This window comes from Chitinibacter bivalviorum (genome assembly GCF_013403565.1).
In the GTDB taxonomy this organism is placed as follows: Bacteria; Pseudomonadota; Gammaproteobacteria; order Burkholderiales; family Chitinibacteraceae; genus Chitinibacter; species Chitinibacter bivalviorum.
This window is the reverse complement of sequence record NZ_CP058627.1, coordinates 2,403,446-2,418,814: the sequence shown is the minus strand read 5'-3', so window position 1 is coordinate 2,418,814 and position 15,369 is coordinate 2,403,446. Positions and strand designations below refer to the sequence as shown.

Sequence of the window (15,369 nt, the reverse complement as noted above, 5' to 3'; positions counted from 1 at the left end):
TGCCCTAGAGGCGGCTAAAATGCAAGATTTTGTTCAGTGGTTTCGTCAGGCTGCACCGTATATCCACGCCTTCCGTGGTCGAACTTTTGTGATTGCCTTGGGTGGCGAAGTGGTACGCGATGGCAAATTTGCCACGCTAACGCATGATATTAATTTGCTCACCAGTTTGGGCGTGCGCTTGATTGTGGTACACGGTGCGCGGCCGCAAATTGAGGCGCGCATCGCCGAGCGCGGCTTGGAAGGCCGCTATTTGCATGGCGTGCGGGTCACCGACAGCCAAACCTTGGAATGCGTGATTCAGGCTTCCGGTCACGTACGCGTCGAGATTGAATCTTGGCTGTCGATGGGGCTGGCTAATTCGCCGATGGCGAATGCCGATATTCGCGTTTCAGCGGGTAATTTTGTCACCGCGCAGCCGATGGGCGTGCGCGAAGGCGTTGATTTGCAATACACCGGTGAAGTGCGCAAAGTCGATACCACGGCGATTAACTATCGCCTCGACGATGGCGAGCTGGTCTTGCTCTCGACCATCGGCTACTCGCCAACGGGTGAGATTTTCAACTTAACACTTGAAGATGTTGCCACTAGTACGGCCGTGGCATTGAAAGCCGATAAATTGCTATTTATGTTTGGCCAGCAGGGCGTGGTTAATGAAGCGGGCGAGCTGCAAACCGAGCTGACCGCCGTTGAAGCCGAGCAATTTTTGCTCGATCACCCCGATGTCAACGAAGACGTGCGGCTGTATTTGCCGTGCGCGATTCGCGCGGTCCGCTATGGCGTGAAGCGGGCCCATTTAGTGACGCATCATGTCGACGGTAGCTTGCTGATGGAGCTCTTCACGCACGATGGTATCGGTACGATGATCTCGCGCGCATCCCTCGAAACCCTGCGTCATGCCACGATTGATGACATCGGCGGTATGCTGGCTTTGATTGAGCCACTGGAAGATCAGGGGGTGTTGGTTAAGCGGGGCCGTGAGCTCTTGGAGCGCGAGGTACACCGCTACTCGGTATTGGAGCACGATGGCAAGATTATCGGCATTGTGGCGATTCATCCCTTTGCCGAAGGCCGCATGGCTGAGTTGGCGTGCTTGGTGATTCATCCTGATTATCGTGATGAAGATCGTGGCGCAGATCTGCTGCGTCACGTCGAGCAACAGGCGCGCGGCCTTGGCATGGAAAAGCTGTTTGCACTGACGACGCGCACGAGCCATTGGTTTGTTGAGCGCGGTTTTGCACAGGCTTCGGTCGATGATCTGCCGATCGAGAAAAAGCAGCTCTACAATTATCAGCGCCGCTCAAAAGTGTTTATCAAGCAATTGGCACGCTAATTGTAAATTGGGGTGAGGCGCATTTCCCTGAAGCTGTGGTTTTGCAGCGATTGATTGCATTTTTCTAGTGCAATCGGGTCAAGAAATAGTAAGCTCCAGAGTATGCAAAATCGCCCCATTTTTACATCGCTTCGCGCACGCCTGATTGCGGCCAGTATTCTGGTGCAGTGCGTATTGCTGGCTGTGTTATTCATCAATACCTCGCGCATCTGGACCGACATGGTGCAGCATGCCACCGAGGTCAGAATTCAAGAATTATCGCGTTTATTAAGTGCCGCATTTACGACGCCACTGGCCACCGGCGATTTGGCCAAGGCCGGTGATTTGCTCGATGGCATCCGGTCTACCGATGGCATAGATTATCTGGTGCTGCTGGATGAAAAACAGCAGATCATTGCAGCTCGAGGTTGGGATGTTTCGCAAAAGCTGCCGCCAGCAACGAGCAATGAAGTGCTGGGTGAGCAAGGTCTGGCACTGATTCATGCTGTGACTCGCATTGAGCAAGGTGGCGAGGCGCTGGGTGAATTGCACTACGGTGTGTCGAATCTGATTATGCACGATGCCGCCAGCCGTCTGGTTTGGCAAAGTGGCTTGGCCTTGGTGATCGGCTTATTGTGTATGGTCGTGTTGATGGCGATGCTGGGCGTGTGGCTGACGCGTCATTTGTACCGCATCATCAGCGCGGCCGAAACCGCCAGTCAAGGGCACTTTGAGGCGCTTGCAGAGCCGAGCGGCAATGACGAAGTCTCGCAAATTACCCGCCGATTTAATGAGATGTCGCGCTCGATTCGTGATCGGGTGCAGGCGCTATCGCAATCTGAAGCAAAATTTCACGCGATTGCCGATCATACCTACAGCGCAGAGCTATGGCTCGACCCCACTGGCAAGCTAGTTTGGATCAATGCCTCGATCGAGCGTCTCACAGGATACTCGGTGAATGAATGCATGATTTTGCCGGATTTCCCCCTGTCGCTGGCCACACCAGAAGAGCGTTCGCGCTTTGATCTGGCGCTCAAAGACGCCTTGCAGGAGCGTGGGATTCAACAAGACTATGAATTCCGTGCGGTGAAGCGCGATGGCTCCTTATTCTGGGCCTCGGTGAGCTGGATGCCTTTGATTAGTGCGCAAGGGCAATATCAGGGCTTGCGTGCCAGCTTGCGTGATAATAGCGAAATGAAGGACGACCGCTTGGCGCTGCGTAAAGCGGTGGTTGAGTTGCGGCAAATTCAGTCTTTGGGGCAAAGTTATTTGCAGCGCGCCGAGTCAGAGCGGGCACGCATGTTGGCGCTACTGGCCGCAATGCGCTTTGGCGTGCTGTTTTTAGATAATGAAAACCGCTTGGTGTTTTTTAACCCCGCTTTCTGCGAATTATGGGGCATCTCTAGCGCCGATTTGCTCAGCCATCGCCCGATTGGTCAGGTGTTGCAGCAGGCCGATAATCGCCCGGCGATGGGCGATATTCTGTCGATCTACCTTGAAGAGTTGTCGCTGATGGAAGATCGCGTCGACTTTGGCGAAGTCACAATGAACGACGGGCGCATCGTGACGCAAAATTGCTATCGCGTGCTCGATCCAAAAGGCCAAACCAATGGCCGGATGTGGGTATACGAGGATGTCACACAGCAGCGGGCGTTGGCGGAACATATGGTCAATCTAGCCGAACGCGATGCGCTGACTGGCCTCTACAACCGTCACCGCTTCCAGCAAGAATTGGAGCGCATGGTGTCGGAAGCCGACCGTCGCCAACAAAGTATGGCGCTGGTGTTCTTTGATCTGGACGAATTCAAACACGTCAACGATAGCTTCGGCCACGCGGTTGGCGACGAGTTGCTCAAAGCCATTGCCCGTGAGGTTGGTAAGCAGGTGCGTCGCCATGAGGTGCTCTCACGACTGGGGGGCGACGAATTTGCCGTGCTGTTGCCCGAGTGCGGCGAATTTGAAGTCACTAAATTGGCCGAGCGCATTGTCAGCTCGATTTCACAAATTCAATTTATGGCCGGCTCGCACCTGATGCGTCCGGGTACTTCGGTTGGCGTGGCGCTCTATCCGCAGCACGCGAATAATGCGGAAGATCTGGTTGCGCACGCCGACTCGGCGATGTATCAGGCCAAAGCCGCCGGGAAGGGGACATGGCGTTTGTACCACCCCGATGCCGATCATTCGCGCAATGAGCTGACGCGCCTCTCGTGGAAAGAGCGCATTATTGACGCGCTGGAGCACGATGGTTTTGAGTTGCATTTTCAGGGTATTTACCACTGCCACGATAAATCATTGGCGCATCTGGAAGCTCTGGTGCGGATGAAAGATGAAGGCTCACCAGGCGGCGTAATCATGCCGAATAACTTTATTCCGCACGCCGAAAAAACCGGCAAGATCCTTGACCTAGATCGTTGGGTGATTCAGCGCGTAATCCGCCAATTGGCCGATTTCCCCGATTGCCCGTCGATTGCGGTGAATGTATCTGGGCGCTCGTTTGATGATCCTGATTTGCCTAAATATATTCATGCGCTCTTGGTGCAATATGGCGTGAGCCCAAAACGCTTGCTGGTTGAGCTGACCGAAACTTCAGCGGTATCGGATATGACCGATGCGCAGCGCTTTATTGATGCGTTGCGGGCAACGGGTTGTGTGGTGTGTCTGGATGACTTTGGTGTGGGCTTTGCGTCTTTTGCCTACTTGAAGCAACTGAAAGCCGATGTATTGAAAATCGATGGCCTATTTATTCGCGACCTGCAAAACGATGCCGACAGCCAAGTGTTCGTGCGTGGCATGGTCAGCATTGCGCATGATCTGGGCAAAACAACGATTGCCGAATTTGTTGAAAACGAAGTCATTTTCAATATGCTGGTCGAGTTTGGCGTGGATCAGGTGCAAGGCTATTGGTTAGACAAACCGCAACGTGATCACCCCGGTTTACGTTAGGGTATGTCTCTGAAACCATTCAGCTTATTCGACCTTGGCCGTATACCTTTTGTTATTTTAATATGTCAACCGAGTAGAACTTTCGCTTTTTTGGCGGGTCAATTGTGCATATTCACCGAGAAGGTTCGTTTATGCATACCGCCGCCATTCTGCTTTACTCCGTGAGCGTTGCTGCTCTGATTGCATTGATCCAGATGTTCTATGCTCGGCAAGATAAAGTGGATTTGCTGATTATGGCGGGCACGTGTGTGCTTTGCTTATCGGGTGGAGTTGCAGCGCACACGCTGCTGACAGAGGCTTAAGCCTGGTCGTTGAATAAAAAAAGCCACCTTAAAGGTGGCTTTTATGATTACTAGGGCTTGGATCGATCAGGCTGCCTCGCCATATTGATTGGGCCCTTTACCAGCTTGGGTGAACCAGTACAGCAATACCAGCGCACCGATCACAGGGATCAGGCTCAACAGTAAAAACCAACCACTGCGGTCTAAGTCGTGCAGGCGGCGGATTGCAACAGCAATACTGGGTAAAATCAGCGCAACTGAGGCAAAGCTCGCTAAATTGGGGCCGAGTGCCAGACTGGTGCCGATGCAAACCAGAAAGTTAAATAGCGTCCACCACCAGTATTCAGAGCGCGAAGCGCGGCCGGTAAAATCGGCGAATTTCTGCAAACAAACCTGAATCGATTCTTGAAATGTCATGGCCGTACCTTTGCGGGAGTCTATGAAATGGGTCGCCTTAATTCAAGGCTAATTCGCTTAGTCTACCCGTCAAACACCTCAAGACTCAAAGGTAAAATGCCATTCTGTTGTCATGCCTCCGTATGCTAGGGGGCCACAGCTTTGCTACTCGGCTATTTGCTAATGACGGCCTGTAGATTTTTCTCGCCGGTAACACGGCTAATGGCATTGAGGGCTTCATCGCGGCTGGCGTATGGGCCTAGGCGCACGCGATAGAGCTTATTAATTGCTTGGATCGAGAGCTTGCTGCCTTCCTGATCTAATTCACGCGCCGCGTGAGCTTTGAAATTGTCGGCATTTTGTTGCGAACTAAATGCGCCGAGCTGCACATAAACGCCGCCGCCCGCTTGATCGGCAATGGGGATCGCGATCGGCTTGGGTGTGACGTTCGGTGCGTTTGTGGGTGCAGGGGTGATGACAATTGGCTGGGCCGCTGCGGCAACAATGGTGCTGGGCGCATCACTAGGGAGCAAGCTTTCGACTTTGACTTCGGCGCTACCCCCTGTGGCGTAGCCCAATCGGCATGCGGCAAGGAATGACAAATCCATCACGCGGCCTTTGTGAAATGGGCCGCGGTCATTGACGCGCACAATCACGCTGCGACCATTTTTCAAGTTAGTGACGCGGGCATAGCTCGGCAGCGGCAAAGTCGGGTGCGCTGCTGTCATTTGGAACATATCGTAGATTTCGCCGGTGCTGGTTTTCTGGCCGTGAAATTTACGGCCATACCAGCTGGCTACGCCTTGTTCATTTAATTGCCCGGGAGTGTCGAGGGGGGTGAATGAAAGTCCCAAGACGTTATACGGGCGATTGGCCCATTTATGCAGTGGCTCCCACTTTGGCGTCGGCTCCATCACATAATCAAGATTGGCTGGCATTTCACCCATCGGGCCATCATCTTTATAAAACGCGCCACTACCTGAAGCCGGTGCATAGGTGCAGCGATAAGGTGATGGTGATGAAGCAAGCGTGCTTTGCGGTGTGGGTTTGGGTGTGGCGGCAGGCTTGGATTCGGTACGAGGTGGGGGTGTTGTGCTACAAGCACTAATTAATAATGCGCTGATCAATATACCCTTGTTATTGAATTTCATTGACTACCCTTTGTCCGGTAAGTTCTAGTGCCTTACGCCCAATTTTATCGAAGAACCTTCTCGCGTAGCGAGGCGCCCTCTCAGGGAGAGGGCGGGGGGCGGGAATAGAACATATAGGCTGTAGTGTGTCGAAAAAGCCTCTAGGGCTCGTCTTTGCCGAGACCTGCGCTGCTTGAACCCCAATGCTGTTACAGCCTAACCCTTCATTAGTGAGCGATCGCGCTGAATACTCATTAATAATCCAAACGTCGCCAAAATCGAGACCATCGACGTGCCGCCGTAGGAAATTAAAGGCAGCGGTACGCCAACGACGGGCAAGATGCCCGACACCATGCCCATATTGACGAGCGCATAGGTGAAAAAGTTCATCGCGATCGCGCCAGCCAAAAGCCGCCCAAACAGCGTATTGGCATTATTCGAGATCATCAGGCCACGGAAAATCACCAGCAGATACAAAACCAGCAATACGCAATTGCCGACCAGACCAAATTCTTCGCCATACACTGCAAAGATAAAGTCAGTGGTGCGCTCTGGGATAAAATCCAAATGGGTTTGTGTACCTGCCAGCCAGCCTTTACCAAACCAGCCGCCTGAGCCAATCGCAATCGTGCCTTGAATGATGTGGTAACCCGCGCCCAGCGGGTCTTCCATCGGGTCGAGCATGGTCGCGATCCGGCGGCATTGGTATTCGTGCAGCACATTAATGCACATATCCCAGTGTGTCACGACGTAGGCAAACACGCCAATCACGACCGACATCAGCCCAATAAAGCGCCACGACAGACCCGCAAAAAACAGCACATAAAAGCCGGACGACGCAATCAGCAGTGCCGTTCCCAAATCGGGCTGCTTCAAAATCAGCGCGACCGGAATGAACATAATCAACGCGCCGACAATAAAATGCCGCCAGTTGAGCGTGGATTCAAAGTGGTGGAAATACCAGGCCAGCATCAATGGCAGTGCCAAACGCATGAGTTCAGAGGGCTGAATGCGGGTAATGCCGATATTGAGCCAGCGTGTGGCGCCGTGGCTGGTCACCCCTGCAACTTCAACCGCAATCAGTAAGATCACGCCTACGGCATACGCGGGTAGTGCTAACTGCATCAAGGTGCGTGGCGGGATGCTGGCGATACACCACATTCCCGCAATGGCTACACCCATAAAGGTGACTTTATCCAGTACACGCGCCATATCGCGATTGGAGGCCGAATACAGCACAAACGACGACACGATAAACAGCAGTACGATAAACAGCAGTAGCCACGGGTCGATCGGGCGCTTGATTTGATTCCAGATATGCTTAATCACCTGGGGTCTCCTCGGCGGCGGGGGCGCTGGCCGTTGCAGAAGCGCTTACAGCAGCAGGATCGTCAGGCATTTTGCCCGTCAGATAATAATCGAGTACTTTGCGGGCGATCGGCGCAGCAGCTTGCGCACCAAAACCACCGTTTTCGACGATGATCGCCAAGGCAATAGTTGGCTTGTCGGCAGGGGCAAATGCAATAAACCAAGAGTGATCGCGTAGGCGCTCATTAATTGCTTTGGCGTTATATTTCGCGCCTTTCAAGCTATACACCTGTGCGGTACCGGTTTTACCCGCTGACACATAAGGTGCATTTCTAAATACCCCAGCCGCAGTACCAATGGTCATGACGCCTTCCATGCCGCGAATAACGCGTTCGATATTTTCTGGTTTCCACGGCAGCGTTTTCACTGGCGTTGGCTCAACTAAAGTCACCTTGCCTGTCGCGGCATCCAGAATCGATTGCACCGCATGCGGCTTAAACATCACGCCACGATTCGCCAGTGTCGCGGTGGCATGTGCCATTTGCATCGGCGTATAGGCGTTATAGCCCTGGCCAATACCAATCGACACCGTTTCGCCTGAGAACCATTTTTGCATCGCGGGGTTTTTAAAGCGTTTTTTCTTCCACTCGGGGCTAGGCAAAATCCCTGGGCGCTCGCCAGGGAGATCTGCACCTGTGGTCGAACCAAAATCGAGCATCGCCATCGATTTGGCAATGTTATCAATCCCCATCTGCACCGCAAGCTGGTAAAAATAAGTGTCAGAAGACAGTGCGATCGAGCGGTCAAAACTCATCGAGCCATAACCGCCTTTTTTCGAGTCATTAAATCGATGGCCGCCATACATAAAGTAGCCGGGGTCGGAAATAGTCTGATGCACCAAGGGCAAGTTTTGCTCCAGTGCGGCAATGGCCATAAATGGCTTAAAGGTCGAGCCCGGTGGGTATTCACCGCGAATGGCGCGATTGAGCAAAGGCTTATCAATCGAATTGTTCAGCTCGCCCCACGTTTGCGGATCGATACCATCGACAAATGAGTTGGGGTCAAAGCCGGGCTGTGACACTAGCGCCAAAATCCCGCCTGTACGCGGATCAATCGCGACGAGTGAGCCACGGCGATCGGCAAACTGCTGCTCAACTATTTGCTGCAATTTGATATCCACCGAGAGCGTCAAATCTTTGCCCGACTGCGGCGGCGTGCGTTTGAGTGTGCGTACGGCGCGACCGCCCGAATCGATTTCGACCTGCTCAAAACCGGTCACGCCATGTAATTGTTCTTCATAGCTTTGCTCGATGCCCAGCTTGCCAATATGATCGGTGCCACGATAATTGGCCAGCATGCCATCTTCATCGAGTTGCTTGAGGTCTTTATCGTTAATGCGGCCAATGTAGCCGATCAAATGGCTGGCCGACTCGCCCAGGGGATATTGACGGAATAGGCGCGCCTTGATTTCTACCCCCGGAAAGCGATAGCTTTGTGCCGCAAAGCGGGCTACTTCATCATCGGTTAGCTTGGTGCGGATCGGTAGCGTTTCAAAATCTTTGGTTTCTTCTTGCAGCTTTTTAAAGCGGCGTCGATCTTTGGGCGTAATATCAACGATGCCTTTGAGGCGCGCAATCGTGTCTTCCAGATCACCCACTTTAGAGGGCGTGATTTCTAGCGTATAGGCCGAAAAATTGTGCGCCAGAATCACGCCATTGCGATCACGGATAATGCCGCGTGACGGTGGAATGGGGACGAGTGAAATGCGGTTTTGCTCGGCCAGCGTCAGGTATTTACCGTGCTGAAATACCTGCAGCCACGCGAAGCGCGCCACCAGCACGCCAAACATCGTGAGGATAAATAGCGCAGCGACCGCAAGGCGAATTTGAAACGCGTTGCGCTCATTGTGCTGATTCATGACGACATGGCGGCTCATTGCAAACCCCACGCGCATAGAGGCAAGTGAAGTACCTTCATAGTTCGTCCGGTACGTCCTTGCGTTGATACATAATCATCAAATTTGATAATGGTGGCCAGATAAAAGCGGCGAGGAAACTGCCCGCAAAATAACTCCAACCAACAAAATTAGCCCCCATCATCATCCGTACTACTAACATGATGGTTTGCGAAAGCAGCATAAACGCCAGTGCGACAAAAGCTTGCTGCCAGAATGGAAATACAGCCAACTGGCGTTGGCGCGATAAAGTCAGAAAAGCGATGATGGAATATGCCAGCGCGTGTTGCCCGAGCAAATTGCCATCGGCCACATCCATGAAAATCCCCAGCAAAAACGCCCACGCCACGCCAAAACGACGCGGCTGATTTAGCGTCCAGTAGATAATCATCAGCGCGACAAAATCGGGCGCAAAGCTGGCTGTCGTGGCCTGCCAAGGTAATAAATTAATCAGCAGCGCAAAAATAAACGACATAAAAATAAAACCGCCCCCAACAGGGCGCAGCATTTGGCGGCTAATTGGCATTAGTGTCCCTTCGCTTTCGGTGCTGGCGTTGATTCAGGGTAAGGTGGCAGTGTTGGCGGTGCATTGAGCAGCAACACAAAACGGTGCTGATCAATCGCAGCCAATGGCTGGCATTGAATGCGCGCAAAAGCCGTACCGGCAGCGCGTTCCACTTTAACAACTTTGGCCACGGGCAAACCGGCAGGGTAAAGCCCATCAATCCCCGACGTCAGTAAAGTATCACCGACTTGAATGTCGACATTTGGCGCCATATTGCGCACTTCCAGCGGTGATTGACGTCCAGTGCCATACACCACGGTACGCAACTGATTGCGTGCCACGACGACGGGCACCATATGTTCACGATCTGAAATCAGTCGTACTTCACTGGTCATTGGCTGGGTACGCACGACTTGGCCGACGACGCCACTGGCATCGAGCACAATCTGCCCTTCGGTTACGCCAGAGCGTTGCCCGCGATCGACAATCAGCTTCGCGCCAAATGGATCACGACCATTGTAGAGAATCTGCGTGAGCTGACTTTCGCGTGGATTATTTTCGTTCGCCACTTTGAGTGCGCGTAAGTGCGCATTTTCGGCTTCAAGCGCCTTCAAGCGCATTTCCTGCCCTTGCGCAATTAAACGCACATCATTGAGCGCGCGATTTTCGGCGATCAGCTCAGTTTGTCTTTGCAGGAAATTACTGGCTTCAATCACCGCATTGGTTGGCGCAGTCGCCAGCCATTGCAACGGATAAAGCGCGACCGAGACTTGTTCGCGAACGCGACCAAGCAGTTGGTAATAAGCATCGCCCACCATCAACGCAATCGATAGTGCTGAAAAAATCAGCACACGCGTCAGTGGCTTGGGGCCTTGCTTAAAGAACGTAGGTTGAGTGGCTTGCATAATGGCATTGGGTATATGCCAAAAGGCCATGCTAGGCATGGCCTTTGTAGCTATACCTGCTTAACTCTTAGTCGTTAGTGAAAATGCCAATATTGCCTTTGTCCAGTTTTTCAAGCGCTTTGCCTGAGCCACGAACAACGCAAGTCAATGGATCTTCGGCCACGATCACTGGCAAGCCGGTTTCTTCCATCAACAAACGATCCAAGTCGCGCAGCAAAGCGCCACCACCAGTCAATACCATGCCTTTTTCGGCAATGTCAGCGCCCAATTCTGGCGGAGTTTGTTCCAGTGCTTGTTTTACCGCAGAAACGATTTGGTTTAGTGGGTCGGTCAACGCTTCCAAGATCTCGTTTGACGAAATCGTGAATGAGCGTGGAATACCTTCGGCCAAATTGCGACCTTTCACTTCCATCTCGCGCACTTCAGCGCCAGGGAAAGCCGAACCAATGCGTTTTTTGATTTCTTCCGCAGTGGTTTCTCCGATCAACATGCCGTAGTTACGACGGATGTAGTTGATGATCGACTCATCAAATTTATCACCACCCACGCGCACGCTAGATGCATACACGATACCGCCCAAAGAAATCACGCCCACTTCAGTCGTACCGCCACCGATGTCCACCACCATCGAGCCGGTTGCCTCTTCTACCGGCAGACCCGCACCAATTGCCGCCGCCATTGGCTCTTCGATCAATTCAACTTTGCGCGCTCCAGCGCCCAAGGCTGATTCACGAATCGCACGGCGTTCAACCTGCGTAGAGCCGCAAGGTACACAAATGACGATGCGCGGAGGCGAGCTGAACATGCGGCTTGGGTTCACTTTTTTAATGAACTGTTTGAGCATTTGTTCGGTAATGGTGAAGTCGGCAATTACGCCGTCTTTCATTGGGCGTACCGCGTTAATATTGCCAGGCGTGCGACCCAGCATTTTTTTCGCTTCGGCGCCGACGGCCAAAATAGTCTTCTTGCCTGATGGGCCGCCTTCTTGCTGAATGGCGACGACCGAAGGCTCATCAAGCACGATGCCTTTGCCTTGCATGTAAATCAGAGTATTGGCGGTGCCCAAGTCGATGGCGATATCGTTGGCAAAGTAGCCGGAAAGAAGTCCAAACATTGCGAATCTCACGTTTCTAAAGCGGTATTAAATCGGTATTCGACGGCGCTGTTTTGCCAATCAAATACCCTGTTGTTGGGTCTTGATGTTGCACTGCGGCATGGTGATCATCGCGCACAAGCCAAGCTTTGTCTTGCTTCCGACCCATTTAGTTCGTGGGTGGGAGAAACAAACCCGATATGATACCCTATTGTGTTGACGTTATTGAAGGTTTTACGGGGTAAATACGACCATGTCTTTGTCACAGGACGATGTACGCCGCATTGCACGCTTGGCCCGCATTGCGGTCAGCGACGATGAGGTGGTAGCTAGCCAGTCGCAACTGAATCAACTTTTTGCGCTGATCGAAGAAATGCGCGCAGTAGATACCGATGGTATTGAGCCGATGGCCCATGCACAGGACGTGATGTTGCGTCTGCGTGAAGATGCCGCCACCGCCCCGAATCGCCGGGAAAGCTTCCAGGCCGTTGCGCCTAGCGTGGAAAATGGCCTCTATCTGGTACCGAAAGTCATCGAGTAATTGATAAGGAGTGAGGGTGATGGTGTGTGGGGCAACCCCGCCATGACCTAAATTGTTATGCAAACTTTAAAACAACAGATTGACGCGCTGGCCGCAGGCCAAACGACTTCGGTTGCCCTCGTCACCGAATGTCTGGCGCAAATCGCCGCGCACAATGGCCAATTGAACGCGCTGGTCGCCGTTGATGCCGAAAAAGCGCTCGCCGCCGCCGCCGCTGCCGATGCTGCACGCGCCGCAGGTGATACACGAGCGATGCTGGGCGTGCCGCTGATTCACAAAGACATCTTCTGCCATGAAGGCTGGAAAACCAGCTGCGGCAGCAAGATGCTCGATAATTTCATCGCACCATATTCATCACAAGTCGCGGAAAACTGCGATGCGGCAGGTTTTGTCGTCGTTGGCCGCGCCAATATGGACGAATTCGCGATGGGCTCGAGCAATGAAAACAGCTTTTACGGCCCAGTAAAAAATCCGTGGGATAAAAAAGCGGTTCCCGGTGGTTCATCAGGTGGCTCGGCAGCATCGGTCGCAGCTGGCTTTGCAGCCGTTGCCACCGGCACTGACACCGGTGGCTCAATTCGTCAGCCTGCAGCGTTCTGCGGCATTACTGGCATCAAGCCAACCTACGGCATCGTGAGCCGTTTTGGGATGGTGGCGTACGCTAGCTCACTGGATCAAGGCGGCCCAATGGCGCACACCGCCGAAGACTGCGCGCTGATGCTCAATGTGATGGCTGGTTTTGACGAACGCGACTCAACCAGCCTAGAGCACGCCAAAGAAGACTACACTCGTGATTTGAATGCCCCATTGAGTGGCCTGAAAATCGGCTTGCCACGCGAGTATTTCGCTGAAGGCCTCAATGCCGAAATCGCCGGCGCAATCAACGCCGCCGTTGAGCAATACAAAGCACTCGGTGCAACGATTGTTGAGATCAGCTTGCCAAACACTAAGCTCGCGATTCCGTCGTATTACGTGATTGCGCCAGCCGAAGCGTCAAGTAACTTGTCGCGTTTTGACGGCGTACGCTACGGCCATCGCACGGCTAAAACCGGCAATCTGGACGATATGTACGAGCAAACTCGCGCCGAAGGTTTTGGCACCGAAGTGAAACGCCGCATCATGACTGGCGCGTATGTACTCAGCCACGGCTACTACGACGCGTACTACATCAAGGCGCAAAAAATCCGCCGCCTGATCGCTAACGATTTCCAAGCCGCGTTTGCCCAGTGCGACGTGATCATGGGGCCTGTTACGCCAACCACCGCATGGAATATCGGCGAGAAAAATGCCGACCCAATCGCCGTGTATTTGGAAGATATTTACACGCTGGGCGTGAACTTGGCGGGCTTGCCAGGCATGAGCGTACCGGTGGGTTTTGCATCCAACGGCCACCCGATCGGCCTGCAAATTATTGGTAATTACTTTGCCGAGGCCAAAATGCTCGGCATCGCGCATCAATACCAGCAAGTCACCGATTGGCACACCAAAGCGCCGCAACTTTAAGCGGCACAAGGACGTATACGATGAAATGGGAAGTCGTTATTGGGCTGGAAGTACATACCCAGCTCACCACTAAATCAAAAATTTTCTCTGCCGCCAGTACGACGTACGGCGCAGAGCCAAACACGCAAACCGCGGTGGTCGATATCGCCTTGCCGGGCGCATTGCCGGTGATGAACCGCGCAGCGGTCGAAAAAGCCATCCAGTTTGGCTTGGCGATTGGCGCCAAAGTCAACCGCAAATCGATTTTTGCCCGCAAAAACTACTTCTACCCCGACTTGCCCAAAGGCTATCAGATCAGCCAGTTTGAGCTGCCAGTGGTGGAAGGCGGCGCGATCACGATTCAGGTTCAGCCTGCCAAGGGCGACCCGTACGAAAAAGTGATCAACCTGACGCGCGCGCATTTGGAAGAAGACGCGGGTAAATCGGTGCACGAAGGCTTTCACGGCGTATCGGGTATCGACTTAAACCGCGCGGGTACACCGTTGCTCGAAATCGTTTCCGAGCCAGAAATGCGCTCGGCCGCCGAAGCCGTGGCCTACGCCAAAGCCTTGTATAGCTTGGTAACGTGGATCGGTATTTGCGACGGCAATATGAGCGAGGGCTCGTTCCGCTGCGACGTCAACGTCTCAGTTCGCCCCGAAGGCCAAGCCGAATTTGGCACGCGCCGCGAGATCAAAAACCTGAACTCGTTCAAATTCATCGAGCAGGCGATTAAGTACGAAGTGCAATGGCAGATCGACGAAATCGAATCGGGCCGCAAAATCCAGCAAGCCACCATCCTGTTTAACCCCGACACGGGCGAAACACGGATGATGCGCAGCAAGGAAGACGCGCACGATTACCGCTACTTCCCCGATCCAGACTTGCCACCACTGGTGATCAGCGAGGAATGGGTCGATCGCGTACGCAGTGAATTGCCTGAGCTGCCCGTCGCGATGCAAGCGCGCTTTGCGTCGCAATACGGCCTGTCTGAATACGACGCCCGTATGCTGACCGCCAGCAAAGAGCTCGCCAGCTACTTCGAAGCCAGCGTCGCCGCAGGTGCCGACGCCAAGCTCGCCGCCAACTGGATCATGGGCGACATCTCCGCCACGCTCAACCGCGAAGAGAAAACCATCGCCGATAGCCCAGTGTCCAGCGACGCGCTGGCGGGCCTGATCAAGCGCATTTCCGATAACACCATCAACAACAAAACCGCCAAAGACGTTTTGAAAAAAATGTGGGAAAGCGGTGATGCTGCGGATGTGATTATCGAGCGCGATGGTCTGAAGCAAGAGTCCGACACCGGCGCGATTGAAGCGATTGTTGATGCGGTACTGGCGGCCAATCCGAAAGCGATTGAGGAATATCGCAGCGGGAAGGAGAAGGCACTCAATGCCTTGGTCGGGCAAGTGATGAAAGGCTCAGGCGGCAAGGCCAACCCAGGGATGGCGTTGGAGTTGTTGAAGAAGAAGGTAGGGTAAGATAAATTGGAGATGTTATTGCATCTCCAATTTTATTT

Annotated in this window: 13 protein-coding genes; 6 read left to right on the top strand and 7 right to left on the bottom strand. The window is 53.3% G+C overall.

What is annotated here, in order from left to right; translation table 11 throughout:
• The first annotated feature begins 19 nt into the window (after positions 1-19).
• From argA to HQ393_RS11405, 3 genes are all read left to right on the top strand, one after another.
• Positions 20-1,330: an amino-acid N-acetyltransferase gene (gene argA / locus HQ393_RS11415; RefSeq protein ID WP_179355293.1), complete on the top strand. Its 1,311-nt coding sequence runs from the start codon at positions 20-22 to the stop codon at positions 1,328-1,330.
• A gap of 102 nt (positions 1,331-1,432) precedes the next feature.
• Positions 1,433-4,252: a bifunctional diguanylate cyclase/phosphodiesterase gene (locus HQ393_RS11410; protein ID WP_179355292.1), complete on the top strand. Its 2,820-nt coding sequence runs from the start codon at positions 1,433-1,435 to the stop codon at positions 4,250-4,252.
• Positions 4,253-4,356: 104 nt separating this feature from the next.
• Positions 4,357-4,554: a hypothetical protein gene (locus HQ393_RS11405; protein WP_218871138.1), complete on the top strand. Its 198-nt coding sequence runs from the start codon at positions 4,357-4,359 to the stop codon at positions 4,552-4,554.
• A gap of 66 nt (positions 4,555-4,620) precedes the next feature.
• On the opposite strand, the gene HQ393_RS11400 is transcribed toward HQ393_RS11405, so the two are convergent.
• The 7 genes from HQ393_RS11400 to HQ393_RS11370 all read right to left on the bottom strand — a co-directional run bounded on the left by HQ393_RS11400 (position 4,621) and on the right by HQ393_RS11370 (position 11,845).
• Positions 4,621-4,950, bottom strand: a complete 330-nt coding sequence (locus HQ393_RS11400) for a DUF805 domain-containing protein (RefSeq protein WP_179355290.1) — start codon at positions 4,948-4,950, stop codon at positions 4,621-4,623.
• Between the two features lie 152 nt (positions 4,951-5,102).
• Positions 5,103-6,080 (bottom strand): septal ring lytic transglycosylase RlpA family protein, encoded by a 978-nt coding sequence (locus HQ393_RS11395; protein WP_179355289.1) that lies wholly within the window; start codon positions 6,078-6,080, stop codon positions 5,103-5,105.
• Positions 6,081-6,275: 195 nt separating this feature from the next.
• Complete coding sequence (gene rodA / locus HQ393_RS11390) at positions 6,276-7,388, bottom strand: rod shape-determining protein RodA (protein ID WP_246307883.1); 1,113 nt, start codon at positions 7,386-7,388, stop codon at positions 6,276-6,278.
• Complete coding sequence (mrdA, locus tag HQ393_RS11385; RefSeq protein WP_218871136.1) at positions 7,381-9,303, bottom strand: penicillin-binding protein 2; 1,923 nt, start codon at positions 9,301-9,303, stop codon at positions 7,381-7,383. The genes rodA and mrdA overlap by 8 nt, the downstream gene beginning before the upstream one ends.
• Before the next feature lie 37 nt (positions 9,304-9,340).
• The gene (gene mreD, locus HQ393_RS11380; protein WP_179355288.1) at positions 9,341-9,847 is read right to left on the bottom strand and encodes a rod shape-determining protein MreD; all 507 of its coding nucleotides are present in this window, start codon (positions 9,845-9,847) and stop codon (positions 9,341-9,343) included.
• Positions 9,847-10,761 (bottom strand): rod shape-determining protein MreC, encoded by a 915-nt coding sequence (gene mreC / locus HQ393_RS11375; RefSeq protein ID WP_179355287.1) that lies wholly within the window; start codon positions 10,759-10,761, stop codon positions 9,847-9,849. The genes mreD and mreC overlap by 1 nt, the downstream gene beginning before the upstream one ends.
• 37 nt (positions 10,762-10,798) lie before the next feature.
• Positions 10,799-11,845 (bottom strand): rod shape-determining protein, encoded by a 1,047-nt coding sequence (locus HQ393_RS11370; RefSeq protein WP_179355286.1) that lies wholly within the window; start codon positions 11,843-11,845, stop codon positions 10,799-10,801.
• Between the two features lie 232 nt (positions 11,846-12,077).
• Here HQ393_RS11370 and gatC point away from each other — a divergent pair, with 232 nt between their 5' ends.
• The 3 genes from gatC to gatB are packed head-to-tail and all read left to right on the top strand — an operon-like array spanning position 12,078 to position 15,331.
• Positions 12,078-12,365 carry an Asp-tRNA(Asn)/Glu-tRNA(Gln) amidotransferase subunit GatC gene (gene gatC, locus HQ393_RS11365; protein ID WP_179355285.1) on the top strand — a complete coding sequence of 96 codons (288 nt, stop codon included), beginning with the start codon at positions 12,078-12,080 and terminating at the stop codon, positions 12,363-12,365.
• A 51-nt stretch (positions 12,366-12,416) separates the two neighbouring features.
• Positions 12,417-13,868, top strand: coding sequence for an Asp-tRNA(Asn)/Glu-tRNA(Gln) amidotransferase subunit GatA (gene gatA, locus HQ393_RS11360; RefSeq protein ID WP_179358488.1), 1,452 nt, complete (start codon positions 12,417-12,419; stop codon positions 13,866-13,868).
• 20 nt (positions 13,869-13,888) lie between these two features.
• The gene (gene gatB / locus HQ393_RS11355; protein WP_179355284.1) at positions 13,889-15,331 is read left to right on the top strand and encodes an Asp-tRNA(Asn)/Glu-tRNA(Gln) amidotransferase subunit GatB; all 1,443 of its coding nucleotides are present in this window, start codon (positions 13,889-13,891) and stop codon (positions 15,329-15,331) included.
• Positions 15,332-15,369: the final 38 nt, after the last annotated feature.